The 19499-nt window shown below is 65.4% G+C and carries 21 protein-coding genes and 1 other RNA gene; 11 read left to right on the top strand and 11 right to left on the bottom strand.

All coding sequences use genetic code 11. The annotated features are described in order from the left end of the window. Positions 1-99: 99 nt before the first annotated feature. The 3 genes from pyrC to rnpB all read left to right on the top strand — a co-directional run bounded on the left by pyrC (position 100) and on the right by rnpB (position 2551). Positions 100-1161 carry a dihydroorotase gene (pyrC, locus tag OKW35_RS29435; RefSeq protein WP_429553916.1) on the top strand — a complete coding sequence of 354 codons (1062 nt, stop codon included), beginning with the start codon at positions 100-102 and terminating at the stop codon, positions 1159-1161. Between the two features lie 11 nt (positions 1162-1172). Continuing rightward, the gene (locus tag OKW35_RS29440) at positions 1173-2102 is read left to right on the top strand and encodes a DUF3025 domain-containing protein (protein ID WP_429553917.1); all 930 of its coding nucleotides are present in this window, start codon (positions 1173-1175) and stop codon (positions 2100-2102) included. 35 nt (positions 2103-2137) lie between these two features. Then, positions 2138-2551: RNase P RNA component class A (gene rnpB, locus OKW35_RS29445), an RNA gene on the top strand. 86 nt (positions 2552-2637) lie between these two features. Here the strand turns inward: rnpB and OKW35_RS29450 are convergent. Next, positions 2638-3060, bottom strand: a complete 423-nt coding sequence (locus tag OKW35_RS29450) for an OsmC family protein (protein ID WP_026226035.1) — start codon at positions 3058-3060, stop codon at positions 2638-2640. Between the two features lie 637 nt (positions 3061-3697). Between OKW35_RS29450 and rplM the strand changes: the two genes are divergently transcribed. From rplM to erpA, 3 genes are all read left to right on the top strand, one after another. After that, positions 3698-4132, top strand: a complete 435-nt coding sequence (gene rplM / locus OKW35_RS29455) for a 50S ribosomal protein L13 (protein WP_090801822.1) — start codon at positions 3698-3700, stop codon at positions 4130-4132. An 11-nt stretch (positions 4133-4143) separates the two neighbouring features. Beyond that, on the top strand, positions 4144-4536 hold the full coding sequence (gene rpsI, locus OKW35_RS29460; protein WP_011489810.1) for a 30S ribosomal protein S9: 393 nt from the start codon (positions 4144-4146) through the stop codon (positions 4534-4536). 234 nt (positions 4537-4770) lie between these two features. After that, positions 4771-5136, top strand: coding sequence for an iron-sulfur cluster insertion protein ErpA (gene erpA, locus OKW35_RS29465; RefSeq protein WP_027198818.1), 366 nt, complete (start codon positions 4771-4773; stop codon positions 5134-5136). A 120-nt stretch (positions 5137-5256) separates the two neighbouring features. On the opposite strand, the gene OKW35_RS29470 is transcribed toward erpA, so the two are convergent. Next, the gene (locus OKW35_RS29470) at positions 5257-6387 is read right to left on the bottom strand and encodes an anhydro-N-acetylmuramic acid kinase (protein ID WP_429555098.1); all 1131 of its coding nucleotides are present in this window, start codon (positions 6385-6387) and stop codon (positions 5257-5259) included. A 179-nt stretch (positions 6388-6566) separates the two neighbouring features. On the opposite strand from OKW35_RS29470, the gene tyrS reads away from it, so the two are divergent. The 3 genes from tyrS (at position 6567) to OKW35_RS29485 (ending at position 9043) form a co-directional block, all read left to right on the top strand. After that, the gene (gene tyrS, locus OKW35_RS29475; protein ID WP_184058432.1) at positions 6567-7817 is read left to right on the top strand and encodes a tyrosine--tRNA ligase; all 1251 of its coding nucleotides are present in this window, start codon (positions 6567-6569) and stop codon (positions 7815-7817) included. After that, the gene (gene dtd / locus OKW35_RS29480) at positions 7814-8272 is read left to right on the top strand and encodes a D-aminoacyl-tRNA deacylase (protein WP_184058430.1); all 459 of its coding nucleotides are present in this window, start codon (positions 7814-7816) and stop codon (positions 8270-8272) included. The genes tyrS and dtd overlap by 4 nt, the downstream gene beginning before the upstream one ends. 102 nt (positions 8273-8374) lie before the next feature. Beyond that, positions 8375-9043 (top strand): histidine phosphatase family protein, encoded by a 669-nt coding sequence (locus OKW35_RS29485; protein ID WP_429553918.1) that lies wholly within the window; start codon positions 8375-8377, stop codon positions 9041-9043. A 36-nt stretch (positions 9044-9079) separates the two neighbouring features. Here the strand turns inward: OKW35_RS29485 and OKW35_RS29490 are convergent, their stop codons facing one another. From OKW35_RS29490 to ruvC, 4 genes are all read right to left on the bottom strand, one after another. After that, complete coding sequence (locus tag OKW35_RS29490) at positions 9080-10057, bottom strand: oxygenase MpaB family protein (protein WP_184058428.1); 978 nt, start codon at positions 10055-10057, stop codon at positions 9080-9082. A gap of 23 nt (positions 10058-10080) precedes the next feature. After that, positions 10081-11142, bottom strand: coding sequence for a Holliday junction branch migration DNA helicase RuvB (gene ruvB, locus OKW35_RS29495; protein ID WP_184058427.1), 1062 nt, complete (start codon positions 11140-11142; stop codon positions 10081-10083). 30 nt (positions 11143-11172) lie between these two features. Beyond that, a complete protein-coding gene (ruvA, locus tag OKW35_RS29500; protein ID WP_184022945.1) occupies positions 11173-11754 on the bottom strand; it encodes a Holliday junction branch migration protein RuvA in 582 nt (193 codons plus the stop codon). 76 nt (positions 11755-11830) lie between these two features. Beyond that, positions 11831-12373, bottom strand: coding sequence for a crossover junction endodeoxyribonuclease RuvC (gene ruvC / locus OKW35_RS29505; RefSeq protein ID WP_090801813.1), 543 nt, complete (start codon positions 12371-12373; stop codon positions 11831-11833). Between the two features lie 131 nt (positions 12374-12504). On the opposite strand from ruvC, the gene OKW35_RS29510 reads away from it, so the two are divergent. Continuing rightward, positions 12505-12744 (top strand): hypothetical protein, encoded by a 240-nt coding sequence (locus tag OKW35_RS29510; protein WP_018421774.1) that lies wholly within the window; start codon positions 12505-12507, stop codon positions 12742-12744. Positions 12745-12819: 75 nt separating this feature from the next. On the opposite strand, the gene purH is transcribed toward OKW35_RS29510, so the two are convergent. The 5 genes from purH to OKW35_RS29535 form a co-directional block, all read right to left on the bottom strand. Next, the gene (purH, locus tag OKW35_RS29515) at positions 12820-14385 is read right to left on the bottom strand and encodes a bifunctional phosphoribosylaminoimidazolecarboxamide formyltransferase/IMP cyclohydrolase (protein ID WP_184058423.1); all 1566 of its coding nucleotides are present in this window, start codon (positions 14383-14385) and stop codon (positions 12820-12822) included. 55 nt (positions 14386-14440) lie between these two features. Next, positions 14441-14674 (bottom strand): Fis family transcriptional regulator, encoded by a 234-nt coding sequence (locus OKW35_RS29520; protein ID WP_008919619.1) that lies wholly within the window; start codon positions 14672-14674, stop codon positions 14441-14443. Further along, positions 14671-15747: a tRNA dihydrouridine synthase DusB gene (dusB, locus tag OKW35_RS29525; RefSeq protein WP_090801809.1), complete on the bottom strand. Its 1077-nt coding sequence runs from the start codon at positions 15745-15747 to the stop codon at positions 14671-14673. Before dusB ends, OKW35_RS29520 begins: the two co-directional genes overlap by 4 nt. A 188-nt stretch (positions 15748-15935) precedes the next feature. Next, positions 15936-17207 carry a UbiH/UbiF/VisC/COQ6 family ubiquinone biosynthesis hydroxylase gene (locus OKW35_RS29530; protein WP_429553919.1) on the bottom strand — a complete coding sequence of 424 codons (1272 nt, stop codon included), beginning with the start codon at positions 17205-17207 and terminating at the stop codon, positions 15936-15938. Between the two features lie 6 nt (positions 17208-17213). Continuing rightward, positions 17214-18632: an aminopeptidase P N-terminal domain-containing protein gene (locus tag OKW35_RS29535; protein WP_429553920.1), complete on the bottom strand. Its 1419-nt coding sequence runs from the start codon at positions 18630-18632 to the stop codon at positions 17214-17216. A 211-nt stretch (positions 18633-18843) separates the two neighbouring features. On the opposite strand from OKW35_RS29535, the gene OKW35_RS29540 reads away from it, so the two are divergent. Continuing rightward, positions 18844-19458 carry a glutathione S-transferase C-terminal domain-containing protein gene (locus OKW35_RS29540; RefSeq protein WP_018421769.1) on the top strand — a complete coding sequence of 205 codons (615 nt, stop codon included), beginning with the start codon at positions 18844-18846 and terminating at the stop codon, positions 19456-19458. Positions 19459-19499 lie beyond the last annotated feature (41 nt).

Genomic DNA, 19499 nt, shown 5'->3' on the forward strand with positions numbered 1-19499 from the left:
GCCGGAGACGCCAAATAGCAAAATTGACATGTGTTTGGGCCGCTACAACGCGGTTTGACCGGTCGATCAGCGAGGCGCGCGAAGTCTCGTATTCCTGCCATGACTGCTTCCAACGTTTCCCCCGATTCCGTCACACTGGTCCGCCCGGACGACTGGCATCTGCACGTGCGCGACGGCGCGATGCTCGCGGCCGTGCTGCCTGACACCGCGCGCCAGTTCGGTCGCGCGATCATCATGCCGAACCTGAAGCCGCCGGTCACGACGACCGCGATGGCGGAGGCATATCGCGAGCGCGTCATCGCCGCGATTCCCGAGGGCGCGAAATTCGAGCCGCTGATGACGCTGTACCTGACCGACAACACGCCTCCCGACGAGATCCGCCGCGCGCGCGAGAGCGGCTTCGTGCACGGCGTGAAGCTGTACCCGGCGGGCGCGACGACGAACTCCGACGCGGGCGTCACCGATCTGATGAAGTGCGCGAAGACGCTGGAAGTGATGCAGGAAGTCGGCATGCCGCTGCTCGTGCATGGCGAGGTGACCGATTCGGACATCGATCTGTTCGATCGCGAAAAGGTCTTCATCGATCGCGTGATGATGCCGCTGCGCCGCGCATTTCCGGCGCTGAAGGTCGTGTTCGAGCACATCACGACGAAGGACGCGGCCGACTACGTCCGCGAAGCGGGCGTCGCGCCGGAACTGCTTGGCGCTACGATCACCGCGCACCATCTGCTGTACAACCGCAACGCGATTTTCCAGGGCGGCATCCGTCCGCATTACTACTGCCTGCCGGTGCTCAAACGCGAGACCCATCGCGTCGCGCTGGTCGAGGCGGCGACCTCGGGCGATCCGCGCTTCTTCCTCGGCACCGACAGCGCGCCGCATCCGAAGGGGCTGAAGGAACACGCGTGCGGTTGCGCGGGCTGCTACACCGCGCTGCACGCGCTCGAGCTCTATACCGAAGCATTCGACAAGGCCGGCGCGCTCGACAAGCTCGAAGGCTTCGCGAGCTTCCATGGTCCGGACTTCTACCGTCTGCCGCGCAATACGGAGAAGGTCACGCTGCGTCGCGAGGAATGGACGCTGCCGGCCGAACTGCCGGCCGGCGATACGCCGGTCGTGCCGCTGCGAGGCGGGGAGTCGATTGGCTGGCGTCTCGTTTGAGGCTGCGGTAGATGCGGGAGCGTGAGGCGGGGCAGCGCGCTGCCAATATTGATAAGGCGGCGAAAGCGGGCTCCGCGGTAGACCATGAAGCCGCGGCGGCCAAAGCTGCGCGCGGCATGGCACCCGAGCCTCTGCCACCGTGCTTCGCCGCGATCGACTGGTCGAAGCCGTGGTTCGCGCAATTCGCCACACGCGGTCAGCGTTGGCAGCAAGCCGCGCTGACCGGCTACGCGGACCTTCTCGCCGCGATGAACGCCGACGCCGCCCAGATGCAACAGACCACCGGCCGCGGCCAGCCTCTTGCGTTCATCGCGCAGAACGACCTGCCACCGGGTGCCGCGTACGAGGGGCATATAGCGTCGACCGGTTGCGTGCCGACGCGCCACAATCTGCACGACTTCTTCAACGGTTCGATGTGGTTCGCGTTTCCGCGCATCAAGGCGGCGCTGAACGCGCGCCAGTCGGCGGAACTCGACGTGCTCGGCGTCGGCCCGACGCGTGGCGGTGTGCGCGACATGCTGACCCTCTTCGACGAAAACGCGCTGCTGTTCGCTTGCGCCGATTCTTCGCTGAGCGCCGCGCTACGCGGCTTCGAGTGGCAGACGCTGTTTGCCGCGTGGCGCGATGCGTGGGGGCGGCGCTGCGAAGTGCGGTGCTTCGGCCATGCGCTGCTCGAAAAGCTGATCGCGCCGTTCAAGGGCTGCACCGGCCATGCATGGATCGTCGACGTTCCGGAAGAGTATTTCGAATGGGACACCCCGACGCGCGACGCATGGCTCGATGAAGCCGTCAGCGCGGCGCTGCTCGGCCCCGACGCTTTGACGAGCCGCATGTTCGCGCCGCTGCCGGTGCTCGGCATTCCGGGCTGGTGGCCCGAGAACGAATCGCCGGCGTTCTACGACGACACGTCCGTGTTCCGCACGGGGCGACGCAAGCGCTAGGCGCTTCCAAGTTCGGTGTTAAAATTCGCGCCAGCAAAGCAGGCTAGGCAGTCGCGGCCTCGACGGCTTCGGCCAACGAGGGCGAGGAAAGTCCGGACTCCACAGGGCAGGGTGATGGCTAACGGCCATCCGTGGCGACACGCGGAACAGGGCAACAGAAAGCAAACCGCCGATGGCCCGGCGCAAGTCGGGATCAGGTAAGGGTGAAACGGTGCGGTAAGAGCGCACCGCGGCTGTCGCAAGGCAGACCGGCACGGTAACCTCCACCCGGAGCAATTCCAAGTAGGCAGGCGCGCATCTTCGCGATGCAGGACGGGGCCCCCGTCTCGTCTGCGGGTAGGAAGCTTGAGCGCGTCAGTAATGGCGCGCCTAGAGGAATGGCTGCCACGCGGGTCGAGTCTTCGGGCGCGGCGCGTGCACAGAATCCGGCTTATCGGCCTGCTTTGCCGCTGAATAAGAAAAGCCGGCGTCCGTTGGGACGCCGGCTTTTTCATTTGGGGCGGGGTGGCGGCCGTGGCCGCCATCGCTTTCGCGCTCAGAGCGCGACGATGTCGAACGAATGCGTGAGCTCGGCGGTCTTCGCGATCATGATCGACGCCGAGCAGTATTTGTCGTGCGAGAGGTTGATCGCGCGCTCGACGGTCGCCGGATTCAGATTCTTGCCCGTCACTGTGAAGTGGAAGTGGATCTTCGTGAACACCTTCGGATCTTCGCTCGCGCGCTCGGCCTTCAGCGTCACCGAGCAGCCGGCGATCTCCTGGCGGCTCTTCTTCAGGATCATCACGACGTCGTAGGCGGTGCAGCCGCCGGTGCCGAGCAGCACCATTTCCATCGGGCGCGGCGCGAGGTTGCGTCCGCCACCCTCGGGTGCGCCGTCCATCGCGACCAGATGACCGCTGCCTGTCTCGGCCGCGAACGCCATCCCGTCTTGTCCCATCCAGCTTACTTTGCATTCCATGCTGTCACTCCCACCGCGCATCGCTTTGTCGAGACGGCATTGTAGCCCGGTGTCTGACGATTGGCGCACGCTGAGCGCATCCCGCGTCCATGCACGGTGATTGCTTCCTTGTTGCGGTGCGGAATGGGCGGGTGGTTCCAGAATTCCTCGGACAATTTAGGGTACTTACTCCAAGGCATGTCTGATGCGATTCGAATTCTTTCGCCTTTAGTGCTTGATCCAAAACGAGTTTCGTCAAATGTCCTCCGTGCATCGAACCTGTCACATTATGAAAACTAATTTCACAATGCAAATCTTCTTGCGTTGCACAAGGGTGACTCTTATAATTTACTTCATCGTTGCAGCAGTTCTGCAACCTCCGCTGTCTCCTCCACCTCCTCCTTTGGTGGATTAAACCCGAGCCGCTCGTTCGGGTTTTTTTTCGCCCCCGTTCGTCAGGCGTTTCGCCCCGTTTCCTGGCCGCTCGCGGCGAGCGCATCGCACGTTTTGACTTGCCAGCATAAATTCCTTTATAATTCAGGGCTTTTCCGCATCCGCGCCCGCGGAAGAAGAACCAGGGAGAGCCTGCACGCGCCTCGATGCGCACACTACAAGCAGGAAAGAACACATTGGGCGCAGCAATTTTTTTGGATCGATCATGAAGACGTTTTCCGCAAAAGCCCATGAGGTGACGCGCGAATGGTACGTGATTGACGCGACGGATAAGGTTCTCGGGCGTGTCGCCAGCGAAGTGGCACACCGTCTTCGCGGCAAGCACAAGCCTGAATTCACTCCCCACGTCGACACCGGTGATTTCATCATCGTCATCAACGCCGGCAAGCTGAAGGTCACGGGCAACAAGGTTACCGACAAGAAGTACTACCGTCACTCGGGCTACCCGGGCGGTATCTATGAAACGACGTTCGGCAAGATGCAGGAACGCTTCCCGGGCCGTGCGCTCGAGAAAGCGGTCAAGGGCATGCTGCCGAAGGGTCCGCTCGGCTACGCGATGATCAAGAAGCTGAAGGTCTACGCTGACGCAACGCATCCGCATTCGGCACAACAGCCGAAGGCGCTCGAGATCGAGATCTAAGGGGAGCCCACATGATCGGTAACTGGAATTACGGCACGGGCCGCCGCAAGAGTGCCGTCGCTCGCGTGTTCATCAAGGCAGGCAAGGGCGACATCGTTGTGAACGGCAAGCCCATCGCCGACTACTTCTCGCGCGAAACGTCGCTGATGATCGTGCGTCAGCCGCTGGAACTCACGAACCACGGTGTCACGTTCGACATCAAGGTCAACGTGACCGGCGGCGGTGAAACGGGTCAAGCAGGTGCGGTTCGCCACGGCATCACCCGCGCGCTGATGGACTATGACGCAACGCTGAAGCCGGAACTGTCGAAGGCTGGCTTCGTCACGCGTGACGCTCGTGAAGTCGAACGTAAGAAGGTCGGCTTCCACAAGGCGCGTCGCCGCAAGCAGTTCTCGAAGCGTTAATCGTTTCGGGCGTGAACCGGCCCTCGCGCCGGTTTGCAGCAAAAGCCGCCAACGCCACGCGCGAAGGCGGCTTTTTTTATGGTTTGCCGGGGTTCGCCGGCCGGCCTCGTTCGCTCAAGCGGCATCGGCTCGCCTTGCATCGACCTTGCAGCAAGAACCCATTGATTTTGTGGGCTTCAGCACGATATCCGGAACAGCCCTACAATATCGGCTAAAGCTATTTGGAGAGTTCGAATGAACGCAGTCACCGACACCCCCGTGACCGAGATGCCGGCCCCCTTCGTCTTCACCGACGCAGCGGCTGACAAGGTCAAGCAACTGATCGATGAGGAAGGCAACCCGGAGCTCAAGCTGCGCGTGTTCGTGCAGGGCGGCGGCTGCTCGGGCTTCCAGTACGGCTTCACGTTTGATGAAGCGATCAACGAAGACGACACCGTGATGAACAAGAGCGGCGTCCAGCTGCTGATCGACTCGATGAGCTACCAGTACCTGGTCGGCGCAGAGATCGACTACAAGGACGACATTAACGGCGCGCAGTTCGTCATCAAAAACCCGAACGCGAGCACGACCTGCGGTTGCGGTTCGTCGTTCTCGGTCTGAGCGGACAGGCTCTTCGTGCCACAGTGAAAACGGTGCCTCGGCGCCGTTTTTTATTGTTTTCGCGCCGCAGAGGCAACCCGCGACATCAAGAGGCGTGGGTTTGTTCGCATCTGCCTTTTCTCAGCGCGGATAAATAGCCCCCAACACCCGCTCCGCGGATGCCCCGGTCACGCTTGGCAGACTGCCCGGCAGACGCGCGATGCAGCGCATCGCGAGCCACGCGAACGCGAGCGGCTCGACCTGGCTCGGCGGCACGCCGAGCGCGTCGGTCGTCATCACGGGCACGCCGCTTACACCACTGTCTTCGAGCGCCTGCTGCAACGCCTTCATGATCTCCGGATTGCGCGCGCCGCCGCCGCACACGTACACGGCCCGCGCATCGGATGCATGCCGCTCAATCTCGCGCGCGACCGTCACCGCGGTCAGCGCGACGAGCGTCGCCTGTACGTCGGCTGCTGCGAGCGCGGAGAACGGCTCGAGCTTCGCATCGAGCCATGCGGTGTTGAACAGATCGCGGCCGGTGCTCTTGGGCGGCTGCTCTGCGAAGAATGGTTCGTCGAGCAACGCGTTCAGCAGCTTGCGATCGACCTGGCCACTCGCCGCGAAATGACCGTTTTCGTCGAATGGCTTGCCGAGCTGGCGCTCGGCCCATGCGTCGAGCAGCGCGTTCGCCGGGCCGCAGTCGAAGCCGCGCACGCCGCCGGTCGCGTTCAGGATCGTGATGTTGCTGATTCCGCCAAGATTGCAGACGACGCGCGTTTCGTCCTTCGCACTGAAGATCGTCGCGTGAAAAGCGGGCACGAGCGGCGCGCCCTGGCCGCCTGCCGCGACATCGCGGCTGCGGAAATCGGCGACCACGTCGATATGCAGCATTTCCGCGAGCAGCGCCGGGTTGTTGATCTGTCGCGTATACCCCTTTTCCGGCCGATGCCGCACGGTCTGCCCATGCACGCCGATCGCACGGACGTCATCGGCCGATACGCGGCTGTCGCGCAGCAGATCGTGGCAGCACACCGTGTAGCGCGTCGCGAGCGCGTTGGCGGCGAGCGCCTCGCGCTCGATCTCGTTGTCCCCCGGCTGTTGCAGCGCGAACAGCGCTTCGCGGATGCCGGCCGAAAAGCCGACGAACGCTTCGGCCAGCACCTCGGGCGGCTTCCCATTGGCAAACCGGACGGCCACGCCGTCCACACCGTCCATGCTGGTTCCCGACATCAGTCCGAAATAGATGCCGTCTGCGGGATCTTGCGCCACGTCGCTGCTCCTGTCGATGTTCATTCCGATTCGTTGTAGCAGATTATCGGCGCAAACGGCGAAGGCGACGCGAGCCGCAACGAATTGGCCCGTCGCGGGGCCGTGCGGGGCGCGTGAGTGGGCGCGGCGGCGCGCATCTATGGGACAATCCTGTTTTTTCGCGACTTCACGTTTCCAGCATGAGCACCGAGTCCACCCAGCCTAATCCCGCTTCCGCCTTCCCGATCACCGACGAAGTCCGTCACGCGCTCGCCGTGACCAGGCGCGGCGTCGACGAACTGCTGATCGAAGACGAATTCGCGCAAAAGCTCGCGCGCAGCGCGGCGACGGCCAAGCCGCTGCGCATCAAGCTCGGGCTCGATCCGACTGCACCCGACATCCACATCGGCCACACGGTCGTGCTGAACAAGATGCGCCAGTTGCAGGACCTCGGCCACACGGTGATTTTCCTGATCGGCGACTTCACGTCGCTGATCGGCGACCCGTCCGGGCGCAACGCGACCCGTCCGCCGCTCACGCGCGAGCAGATCGAATCGAACGCGAAGACCTATTTCGAGCAAGCCGCGCTGGTGCTCGATCGCGACAAGACCGAGATTCGCTACAACAGCGAATGGTCGATGCCGCTAGGCGCCGACGGCATGATCAAGCTTGCGTCGCGCTACACGGTCGCACGCATTCTCGAGCGCGAGGACTTCACGAAGCGCTTCCAGGGCGGCGTGCCGATCTCGATCCACGAATTCCTGTACCCGCTGATGCAGGGCTACGACTCGGTCGCGCTGAACGCGGACCTGGAGCTCGGTGGCACGGATCAGAAGTTCAACCTGCTGGTGGGTCGCGAGTTGCAGAAGCAGTACGGCCAGGAGCAGCAGTGCATCCTGACGATGCCGCTGCTCGAAGGGCTCGACGGCGTCGAGAAGATGTCGAAGTCGAAGAACAACTACATCGGCATCAGCGAAAAGCCGACCGACATGTTCGGCAAGCTGATGAGCATCTCCGACACGCTGATGTGGCGTTACTTCGAACTGCTGTCGTTCCGTCCGATGGATGAGATCGCCGGCTTCAAGAGTGAAGCCGACGCGGGCCGTAATCCGCGCGATTTCAAGGTGATGCTCGGCCAGGAAATCGTCGCGCGTTTCCACTCGCAGGCGGACGCCGAACGCGCGCTCGAGGACTTCAACCATCGCGCGAAGGGCGGCGTGCCCGACGACATCCCGGCCGTGACGCTCGCGGGCGCACCGCTCGCGATCGGCCAGTTGCTGAAGCAGGCGAACCTCGTACCGTCGACGAGCGAGGCGCTGCGCAACATCGAGCAAGGCGGCGTGAAGATCGACGGCGCCGCGGTGTCCGACAAGGGCCTGAAGGTCGAAGCGGGCGAGTACGTCGTGCAGGTCGGCAAGCGCCGTTTCGCGCGCGTGACGCTGACGGCGTGATCGCGCTGATCCAACGCGTGCGGCGCGCCGAAGTGCGCGTCGCCGATCGCGTGACCGGCGCGATCGACGCGGGCCTGCTCGCGCTCATCTGCGCGGAGCGCGGCGACACCGAGGCCACGGCCGACAAGCTGCTCGCCAAGGTGCTCGGTTACCGCGTGTTCAGCGACGCGGCCGGCAAGATGAACCTGTCGGTGCAGAATCTCGACGGCGCCGGACGCGCGGGCGGCCTGCTGCTCGTCTCGCAGTTCACGCTCGCGGCCGATACCAACAGCGGCCTGCGCCCGAGCTTCACGCCGGCCGCGCCGCCCGACGAGGGCAAGCGCCTGTTCGACTACTTCGTCGCGGCCGCGCGCGCGAAGCATCCGATCGTCGAGACTGGCGAGTTCGGCGCGGATATGCAGGTGTCGCTCGTCAACGACGGGCCGGTCACGTTCTGGTTGCAGACCAACGCGTAAAAGAACGCAAACGCTCGAGCACGCCGTCGCCGCACGCGGGCCGTGCCGCTGCTTTTTGCGACAATAGTCGCTCGACACAACCGCGAACGGCACCTCTCTCTCATGACGACGCAGATCCTGTTTATCCGGCACGGCGAGACCGACTGGAACCGCATCAAGCGCATTCAAGGCCACATCGACATTCCGCTCGCGACGACCGGCGTCGCGCAGGCGCGACGTCTCGCGCAGCGCCTCGCCGACGAGGCGAAGCAGGGCGCGCGGCTCGACGCGATCTATTCGAGCGACCTGCAGCGCGCGCAGCAGACCGGGCAGCCGATCGGCGAGGCGCTCGGCCTGCCGCTGCAGTCGCGCGAGAACTTGCGCGAGCGCTCGTACGGCGCGTTCCAGGGCCATGACAGCGACGAGATCGCGCTGCGTTTCCCCGACGAATACGCGCAGTGGCAAACCCGCGATCCCGGCTTTGCGCCGCCCGAGGGCGAGTCGCACCGCGTGTTCTACCACCGCATCGTGCATGCGATCGAGCCGCTCGTCGCCGCGCATCCGGGCGGGCGCATCGCCTGTGTCACGCATGGCGGCGTGCTCGACTGCGTGCGCCGCTTTGCAACCGGCATGCGGCTCGACGCACCGCGCGACTACCCGCTGCTGAACACCAGCCTGAACGTCGTGGATTACGGGGACGGTCGCGCGACGATCGTGTCGTGGGCGGACGTAACGCATCTCGACGCGGGCAGCGCCGACGATGATGGTTTCAGGAAGGGACCGGGGCGGTAAGCGAAGGCGGGCAATGGCCCGAGACGCGTGCCGCAATCAATCCTGCTCCCGCACCGCCGCCGCCGCGCGGCGCCGAGCCCGCTTCGATACTCCATTGACCAGCGCCCAGCGGATCACCGGCGCGACGACCCGCACGCCAGGCCGCGCGAAGGTTCGACGCAGCGCCGCGTGGCGATTCAAGCCGAGCATCGTCTGCGCCCAGTCGGGCAACAGATCGACCCCCGCGTTGAGCATTAGCGTGCCAGCGGGCCGCATCGCGAAGCTCGGTGCCGGCGCGTTCATCAGAATACTCACGACTTCGCGCGTGCGCTCGCTCGCGACGAGCGCGGGCCGCATCGCGAGCAGGTACGCCTCGATCTCGGCGCGCGAGCGCGGAATATCGACGGCGCCGAGCATTTCCGCGATGCGCGCGGTTTCCGCGAAGTATTGATCCTGCGCCGCGACGGACAGCACCGGATTCACATAGCGCAGATGCGCGGTCATGAAGCTCGACACTTCCGCGACGTGTACCCACGTCAGCAGTGCGGGCTCGCTCGCGCGATACGACTGGCCGTCCGGTGCGACGCCGGTCACGTCGAGATGAATGCGCTTCACGCGCTCGATCAGCGCGAGCGCATCGTTCTTGCTGGCGTACGTTGTGCCGGCGATGAACGTCGCCGTGCGACGCAGCCGGCCCAGGATGTCGGTGCGAAAGCTCGAGTGATCCCAAACGCCCGCGAGCGCGAGCGGATGCAGCGCCTGAAGCAGCAGCGCGCTGATGCCGCCGGTCATCATCGACGTGAAGTCGGCGTGGACTTTCCAGCAGACGGAGTCCGGCCCGAACAGGCCGGGGTCGCCCGGCGGCGACGAGTAGTCGAGCACCGGTCCGCTGCCGGTCGTCAGATGCGTGACGCCGGCGGCGAGCTTCGAGCGCAGGCGGTGGGTGAGGCGCTGCGTGACATTGCCGGACGGGTCGCCGGCGGGATTGACAGGTGAACGGTTGGAAGGGCCGGGTTGCTGGGTCTGGTCTGACATCCTGGTCGGCCTCGTCGCGTGACTCAGTTCGTGGAATCCCACAGACCCGGCCGCGCGCTCGCCGAATCCGGCGCGGCCAGTCCGAAATGCCGGTACGTGAGCAGCGTGGCGATGCGGCCGCGCGGCGTGCGCTGCAGGAAGCCCTGCTGGATCAGATACGGCTCGAGCACGTCTTCGATCGTGTCGCGCTCCTCGCCGATTGCCGCCGCGAGATTGTCGACACCAACCGGGCCGCCGTCGAACTTGTACAGGATCGCTTCGAGCAGCTTGCGGTCCATCAGGTCGAAGCCGACCGCGTCGACGTCGAGCATGCTGAGCGCGGCGTCGGCCACCTGCGCGGTGATGTTGCCGTCGGCCTTCACTTCGGCGAAGTCGCGCACGCGCCGCAGCAAGCGGTTCGCGATACGCGGCGTGCCGCGCGCGCGGCGGGCGATTTCGAACGCGCCGTCCGGATGGATCTGCGCGCCGAGCAGCGCGGCCGAACGCGTGACGATGCGCGTGAGCTCCTCGGCGTTATAGAACTCGAGTCGCGCGACGATGCCGAAGCGGTCGCGCAGCGGATTGGTCAGCATACCCGCGCGCGTGGTCGCGCCGACCAGCGTGAACGGCTGCAGATCGAGCTTCACGCTGCGCGCGGCCGGCCCTTCGCCGATCATGATGTCGATCTGATAATCCTCGAGCGCTGGATACAGGATTTCCTCGACGACCGGCGAGAGCCGGTGGATTTCGTCGATGAAAAGAACGTCGTTGGCTTCGAGATTGGTCAGCAGCGCGGCGAGGTCGCCGGCGCGTTCGAGCACCGGCCCCGATGTTTGCCGCAGATTGACGCCCATCTCGCGCGCGATGATGTGCGCGAGCGTGGTCTTGCCGAGGCCCGGCGGCCCGAACAGCAGCACGTGGTCCAGCGATTCGGAACGGCGCCTCGCGGCCTCGATGAAGATTTCGAGCTGGCCGCGCACTTTCTCCTGCCCGACATATTCGTCGAGCTGACGCGGGCGCAGCGCGCGCTCGAACGCTTCTTCGTTCGGCGACACGGGCGTGGCCGCGATGATGCGCTCGGCGGCGAGTTTGTCGGTTTCGATCATGCGGTCATTGTACCGCGCGCGGCTTGGCGCTTAGCCCTTCGACAGCGCCTTCAACGCGAGCTTGATGCCCTCGGACACGCCCGTACCGGCCGGCACGTTCTTGATTGCCGCGAGCGCTTCTTTTTCCGAGTAGCCGAGCGCGAGCAGCGCATTGAGGATGTCGGAGGCGTGGTCGGATGGCGACGCGGCGCCCGCCATCGCGCCGAGGTCGGCGCCGAGCTTGCCCTTCAGTTCGAGCAGCAGCCGCTCGGCGGTCTTCTTGCCGATGCCCGGTACACGCGTGAGGCGCGCGGCGTCCTGCATCGTGACCGTCTGCGCGAGTTCCGCGACGCTCATGCCCGACAGCACCGCGAGCGCCATGCGCGCGCCGATGCCCGAAATCTTCAGCAGCTCGCGGAACGTCGAGCGTTCCTGCGCGGTGCCGAAGCCGTACAGCAGATGCGCGTCCTCGCGAACGATCATCTGCGTGAGCAGCACGATGCGCTCGCCGGTCGACGGCAGGTTGTAGAAGGTGCTCATCGGCACGTCCACTTCATAGCCGACGCCGTTGCAGTCGACGAGCAGATGCGGCGGATTTTTTTCCAGCAGAACGCCGGCAATGCGACCGATCATGGCGGATTAGTTTTCAGAGTCGGATGGGAAAGCGCGAGTGTAGCGCAGCGGATCGGCGGCGCGGGGCATAGTTGCGCTAGCCCACCAGACGCCCGCGCCGCACGCGCAACCCCTTCTTCGCGAGCGCCGGTGCGATGCCGCCGAGCGTGCTCAGCGTCGAGCCGCCGTGCGCGTGGCAGATGGCCATGCCGAGCGCGTCGGCGGCGTCGGTGCCGGGCACGCCCGCCAGGCTCAGCAGCCGCACGACCATCTGCTGCATTTGCTCCTTGGTCGCGCGGCCATAGCCGACCACCGACTGCTTCAGCTGCAGCGCGGTGTATTCGGCGACCGGCACGCCGCCCGCGACGAGCCCGCAGATCGCGGCGCCGCGCGCCTGGCCGAGCAGCAGCGTCGACTGCGGATTGACGTTGACGAAGACTTTTTCGATGGCCGCCTGATCCGGCGCGTGCTCGCGGATCAGCGTCGAGATGCCCGCGAAGATGGTGCCGAGCCGCGACGGCAGATCGGCGTCGGCGGTGCGGATCACGCCGCTCGCGACGTAGCTCAGTGTGTGGCCGTGTTGTTCGATCACGCCGAAGCCGGTCACGCGCAGGCCGGGGTCGATGCCGAGAATTCTCATGAGGTGCCGCACAAGCGATAAAAACCAGGTGCCTGCGATACTACAACGAACGCGGCGCGCGGCGGCCCGCTGGCAGCATGCTAAGCGGAATAAAAGCTGCTAAAGGCTTTGCGCAAGGAGGGCGATCGAGAATGGAGCGCTACCGCAATCTCAGCGGCGACTCGGGTGTCGACGCTTACGAAATCGGCGACGATTTCATCAAGGTGCGCTTTCGACCGGGCGTCGTGTATTGGTACACAGAGGCGAGTGTCGGCGCCGAACATGTCGCGGTGCTGAAGCGTCTCGCGCGGCGGGGCCGGGGTTTGGGCACGTACATCAGCCAGCATGCGCAGGTGCGGGACGGTTATGCGCGCAAAGAGCCGGACGATTGAACGCGTCGCCGCGAAACAAAAGGCCCGGCGGGACAACCCGTCGGGCCTGTCTTGCGGCTACCGAACTTCAGCCGATCAATGACGGAAGTGACGCACGCCAGTCAGCACCATCGCGATGTTGTGCTCGTCGGCGGCGCTGACCACTTCGTCGTCGCGCACCGAGCCGCCCGGCTGGATCACGCAGGTCGCGCCTGCCGCGACGACCACGTCGAGACCGTCGCGGAACGGGAAGAACGCGTCCGATGCGACCGCCGAACCGGCCAGCGTCAGACCGGCGTTCTGCGCCTTGATGCTCGCGATGCGCGCCGAATCCACGCGGCTCATCTGGCCCGCGCCGACGCCTAGCGTCATACCGTTCGCGCAGAACACGATCGCGTTCGACTTCACGTACTTCGCGACTCGCCATGCGAACAGCAGGTCGTCCATTTCCTTCGGCGTCGGATGACGCTTCGTGACGACGCGCAACTCGCGCGGCTGCACGTTCTTCGAGTCGAGCGACTGCACGAGCAGGCCGCCGCCGACGCGCTTCAGATCGAACGTGTTATGGCCTTCGCCCAGCGTGATTTCGAGCAGACGCACGTTCTGCTTCGCCGCGAACACCTGACGCGCTTCGGCGCTGAACGACGGTGCGATCAGCACTTCGACGAACTGCTTCGCCACCGCTTGCGCGGTCGCTTCGTCGACTTCACGGTTGAACGCGATGATGCCGCCGAACGCCGAGGTCGGATCGGTCTGGAATGCCTTCGAATACGCTTCGTGAGCGTCCGCGCCGAGCGCGACGCCGCACGGATTCGCGTGTTTGACGATCACGCAGGCCGGCACGTCGAAGGTCTTCACGCATTCCCACGCCGCGTCGGAGTCGGCGATGTTGTTGTACGACAGTTCCTTGCCCTGCAACTGGTTGTAATTCGCGAGCGCGCCGGCCGGCACCGCCAGGTCGCGGTAGAACGCCGCGCTCTGATGCGGGTTTTCGCCGTAGCGCAGGTCCTGCACCTTGTCGAACGCCATGTTGAAGGTGGCCGGGTACTCGTTGCGCGACGAATGCTGCAACTCGTCGGTCAGGCTCGTCAGGTAGTTCGTGATCGCGCCGTCGTATTGCGCGGTGTGCGCGTACACCTTGGTCGCGAGGCGGAAGTTCGTCTTGTACGACACCGTGTTGCCGTTCGAGCGCATTTCGTCGAGCACGACCGCGTAGTCGGCCGGATCGACCACCACCGTCACGTCGCGGTGATTCTTCGCGGCCGAGCGCAGCATCGTCGGGCCGCCGATGTCGATGTTCTCGATCGCGTCCTCGAGCGAGCATTCTTCCTTCGACACGGTCTGCACGAACGGGTACAGGTTCACGACCAGCAGGTCGATGGTCGGAATGTCGTGCTTCTCGAGCGCGGCCATGTGCTCGGGCAGGTCGCGGCGGGCGAGGATGCCGCCGTGCACCTTCGGATGCAGCGTTTTCACGCGCCCGTCGAGCATTTCCGGGAAACCAGTGTAGTCGGCGACTTCGGTGACGGACAGGCCCGCGTCCGCGAGCAGTTTCGCGGTGCCGCCGGTCGACAGGATCTTGATGCCGAGGTCCGACAGCGATTTGGCGAAGTCGACGATGCCGGACTTGTCGGAAACGGAGATGAGCGCTTGCTTGATCATGATGAAGACGAAAAGCCGAAGGGAAACGTGGCAGGGCGCGAGAAACTACGACGCGCTACAGCAAACCGTGTTGTTGCAGCTTCTTGCGCAGCGTATTGCGGTTGATGCCGAGATACTCGGCGGCCAGCGACTGGTTGCCGCCGGCCTGCTCGAGCACCACTTCGAGCAAGGGTTTTTCCACGCATGAAATGACCATGTCGTAGACGTCGTGCGGATTGGAGCCGTCGAGATCCTGGAAATACACGTCCAGGCTGTCGCGGACAGATTGTTCAATGTTGTTCTTGCTCATGCTGCCAGTCGGTCGGAGTTGTCCTCGCTCTCGCTGTCGAGCCCGGGGTTGCCGGGCGCTTCGTCGACGTAGACGAGGCGGTCTGAGATCGCCTTTTGCGCGTCAAAGAACTCGTTGACGGCGAGGAGTTGTTCGCGCGTGGTGTCCAGCGTATTCATGCGATGCCGGAACAGGTTGGCGCCGGAAAGGCCGCGAGTGTACCAGCCGATGTGCTTGCGCGCAGTGCGGACACCGGTAAATTCCCCGTAAAAAGCGTAGTGATCTTCGAGATGTTCGTTCATCACCTGCTGGATTTCGTCGATGCGCGGCGGCGGCAGCAACTCGCCCGTTTGCAGGAAATGCTCGATCTCGCGAAAGAGCCACGGACGCCCCTGCGCGGCGCGCCCAATCATGATCGCGTCCGCGCCGGTCGCGGCGAGCACCTCGCGCGCCTTTTGCGGCGACGTGATGTCGCCGTTCGCGACGACCGGAATGCGCACCGCCGCCTTTACCGCGGCGATGGTTTCGTACTCGGCGTCGCCGTGGTACAGGTCCGCGCGCGTGCGGCCGTGCACGGTCAGCATCGAAATGCCCGCTGCTTGCGCGAGACGCGCGACGTTCAGCGCGTTTTTGTTCTCGCGATTCCAGCCGGTGCGGATTTTCAGCGTGACGGGCACCGCGTCGGGCCCGACGCCGACCGCGTTCACGACGGCCTCGACGATGCGCTGCACGAGCGGTTCGTTTTGCAGCAGCGCCGAGCCGGCCGCGACGTTGCAGACCTTCTTGGCGGGGCAGCCCATGTTGATGTCGATGATCTGCGCGCCGTTCGCGACGTTGTAGCGGGCGGCTTCGGCCATCATCTCCGGGTCCGCGCCGGCGATCTGCACCGCGATCGGCTCGACCTCGCCTTCGTGGTTCGCGCGGCGCATGGTCTTTTCGCTCTTCCACAGCTGCGCGTTCGACGCGACCATTTCCGACACCGCATAGCCCGCGCCGAGCCGTTTGCACAGCTGGCGGAACGGTCGGTCGGTCACGCCGGCCATCGGGGCGACGAACAGGTTGTTACGCAGATTGTGGGGGCCGAGAGGGGGCATGGCGTGAGCGCGCGCCGACGACGGGCCAGGATTTGACAATCGTGACAACCGGCGCAGCGCGAAATGCGAGGGAAAACCGCTATTTTAGCGTTAACGGGTTGCCGGGACTCGCGAACCGAGTCTCGTAACCCGTTAAATCTTCTATGAAAGTAGCCCGGCTCATAGAACCGCGCAGCGATTTCTCGCGCTTAACGGCGCTGGCCGAACATCATCTGCCGGGCGAGCGCGGTTTTGACCGGCGGCACGAATTCGAGTGCGGTCAGGGCGAGGCCGCGCAATACCGCGAGCGGCGCGAAGTCGATGGTAAAGAGGCGCGCGAGCGTGTCGGTCGAGCCGATCGTCAGGCGCCGGTCGAGCGCGCGGCGTTGCGCGAAGGTGGCGAGCGCGAGCGGGGTCGGGCCTTCGGCCGATAGCGCGTCGACGAGCGCATGCGCATCGCGCAAGCCCAGATTGAGGCCCTGGCCCGCCACTGGATGCAACGTCTGCGCCGCATTGCCGATCGCGACGATGTGGCCGTTCACGAGCGTGTCGACCGTGTTGAGACCGAGCGGGAACGACGCGCGACCCTTGATGTGCGCAAAGCGGCCCATGCGGTTGCCGAACGCGGCGTCGAGCTCGCGCAGGAACGCTTCGTCGGAAAGCTGCGCGCGGCGCGCGGCTTCGTCGGGCGCGCAGCACCAGACGAGCGCGTAGTCGGCACCACGCACGCCACCCATCGGCAGTAGCGCGATCGGACCTTGCGACGTGAAGCGCTCCCATGCGACGTGCGGCTGCGGCGCGGACACGGTGACCGTGCCGACCAGCGCGGTCTGGCCGTAGTCGCGCGAGCCGGCGCTGTTTTTACCGATGTCGCGTGCGCCGGCGTATTCGTCCGTGGCGCGGCTCGGATTTTTCGCGTGCTTCTGGTCGCCGAACAGGCCGCCCTCGGCGTTGACCAGAATCCGCGTGCGCAACTGGCGCGCGACGCCCGCGGTTTCGATCGGCAGCGTGACGCCGTCGAGCTCCTGAACCGGCGCGCCGGCCGAGGTCGAGCGGAACCAGTGGACCGGCGTCGCATGCACGGCGTCGGCGAGGCCATGCACGATCGAGCCATAGCGCAGCACGTAGCCGAGCGCGGGCAGGTCGTGCTCGCGATGATCGATCAGCGTGCGGCCGAAATGACCGCGTTGCGACACGTGGATGCGCTCGATCGCGGTGGCGTCGGCGGGCCAGCGCAGCGGCTCGAGGATCATCCGGCTGCCGTGCGAGACCGCGATCGCGCGCGGATCGGCGATCGAGTCTTCCGGCTCGCGCGCGTCGACGAGCGCGATCTTCAGCTCGCGCGTCACGCTGCGGCGCGCGAGCCAGCCGGCGAGCGCGAGGCCGACCGGCCCGGCGCCGACGATCGTCACGTCGAAATCGAACCCCTGCTGGTGGGAGGCGGGCCTCAGGATCACCGCCGAGGGAGATGCTTCGTTCATCGCGGATCAGGTCCTCTGTTGATGCGACGCTTGATGGAGGGCTCGTGCTTCCTGCATCAGCGCCTCGATCTCGTCGGCGGCGACCGGCACGTCGCGCGTGATCAGCTCGCAGCCGGTCGGCGTCACGATCGCGTCGTCCTCGATGCGGATGCCGATGTTCCAGTAGCGTTCGGGCACACCCTCGGCCGGGCGGACGTACAAGCCCGGCTCGATCGTCAGCGTCATGGACGCGCGCAGCGTGCGCCACGGCAGCACGCCCGCTTCGTCGCGCGCCGCGCCGCGCTCGCGGTAGTCGCCGCAGTCGTGCACGTCCATGCCGAGCCAGTGGCCGGTGCGGTGCATGTAGAACGGCACGTAGGCGCGCTCGGCGATCACGTCGTCGACCGAGGCGAACTTCGCGCGCGGCACGATGCCGGTGTCGAGCAGCCCCTGCGACAGCACGCGCAGCGCGGCCTGATGCGGATCGTCGAAGCTCGCACCGGCGCGCGTCGCGTCGACGGCGGCCTGCTGCGCTGCCAGCACGATGTCGTACAGCTCGCGCTGCGCCGGCGTGAAACGCCCGCTTGCCGGAAACGTGCGCGTGATGTCGGACGCGTAGCCGTCGAGTTCGCAGGCCGCGTCGATCAGGATCAGCTCGCCGTCGCGCGCGATCGCGTTGCCGGCCGGGTAGTGCAGCACGCACGCGTTCGCGCCAGCCGCGACGATCGACGTATAGGCCGGCGCCTGCGCGCCAAACTTGCGGAACGTGTAGAGCAGTTCGGCCTCGAGTTCATACTCGCGGATACCGGGCCGGCACAGCGCCATAGCGCGACGATGCGCGGCCGCTGAAATCTGCGCTGCCCGGCGCATGATCGCGAGTTCGTGGTCGTCCTTGACGAGCCGCATCTCGTCGAGCAACGGCAGCAGGTCGCGCGCGGCCGTGGGCGCAACGGTGCCGCCGCGGCTTTGCGCGCGCACCGCGTCGAGCCAGCCGCGCACCTGCTCGTCGAAATGCGCCGAGGTGCCGAACGCGTAGTGCAGCGCCGGCTTGTCGGCGATGATGCGCGGCAACTGCGTGTCGAGTTCGCCGATCGGGAACGCGGCGTCGAGCCCGAATGCTTCGCGCGCGCCGTCGGGGCCGAAGCGGAAGCCTTCCCATATCTCGCGCTCGACGCTTTTCTCGCGGCAGAACAGCATCGACGCGGGCGCGCCGGGCGCGGCGCTGGCATCGAGCACCAGCAGCGCTTCGGGCTCGGTGAAGCCGGTCAGATAATAGAAGTAGCTGTCGTGGCGGTACGGGTAGTCAGTGTCGCGGTTGCGCAGCGCTTCCGGCGCGGTCGGGACGATGGCGACGCCGCCGCCCGCGGCGCGCAGCGCGGCGAGAACGCGCTCGCGGCGCGTGCGGTAGACGTCGATGGCGATGGTGGGTTCGGTCGGCTGGTTCATCGTGCGATTGTAGCGCCGCGATTCTCCTGGCCCCATTCTCCGCGCAGGACATTGACTCGCTTTGTGCGGCTCCGGACGGCGCGGCGGCCGCCGTCATGTTGCAATCTGTCCACAGCGGCTCGGCGGGCGGTTCGCGAAGATGGCGCCAGCACGCTCGCGGAAGCCTTGGACCACTTATACTTTCGCCGGATTCAGAAAAAGGCAGAAGGTCATGATGAAACTCATCGGTTCGTTCGGCAGCCCGTTCGTGCGCAAAGCACGCATCGTGCTCGCCGATAAGAAGATCGACTACGAACTGGTGCCCGAGAACGTCTGGGCGCCGGATACCCGGATTCACACCTTCAATCCGCTCGGCAAGGTGCCGTGCCTCGTGATGGAAGACGGCGAGGCCGTGTTCGATTCGCGCGTGATCTGCGAGTACGTCGATACGCTGTCGCCGGTCGGCAAGCTGATTCCGCCGTCGGGGCGCGAGCGCGTCGCAGTGCGCTGCTGGGAAGCGCTCGCCGACGGCATGCTCGACGCGGCCGTGCTGATCCGTCTCGAAGGCACGCAGCGCGCGCCCGAGCAGCGCGTGGACGCGTGGCTCGCGCGGCAGCAGCGCAAGATCGACGAAGCGCTGATCGCGATGTCGCAAGGGCTCGGCAGCAAGCCGTGGTGCGCGAGCAATCACTACACGCTGGCCGACATCGCGGTGGGCTGCGCGCTCGGCTATCTGGACTTCCGTATGCCGGAACTGAACTGGCGCGAATCGCATCCGAACCTGGACAAGCACTTCCAGAAGCTGTCGCTGCGGCAGTCGTTCATCGATACGGTGCCGAAGGATTGATGAAGCTCGAACGAGCATGAAAAAGATGCGCCTGCATGTCA

It is taken from the genome of Paraburkholderia sp. MM5477-R1 (genome assembly GCF_050436385.1).
Taxonomy (GTDB): Bacteria; Pseudomonadota; Gammaproteobacteria; order Burkholderiales; family Burkholderiaceae; genus Paraburkholderia; species Paraburkholderia tuberum.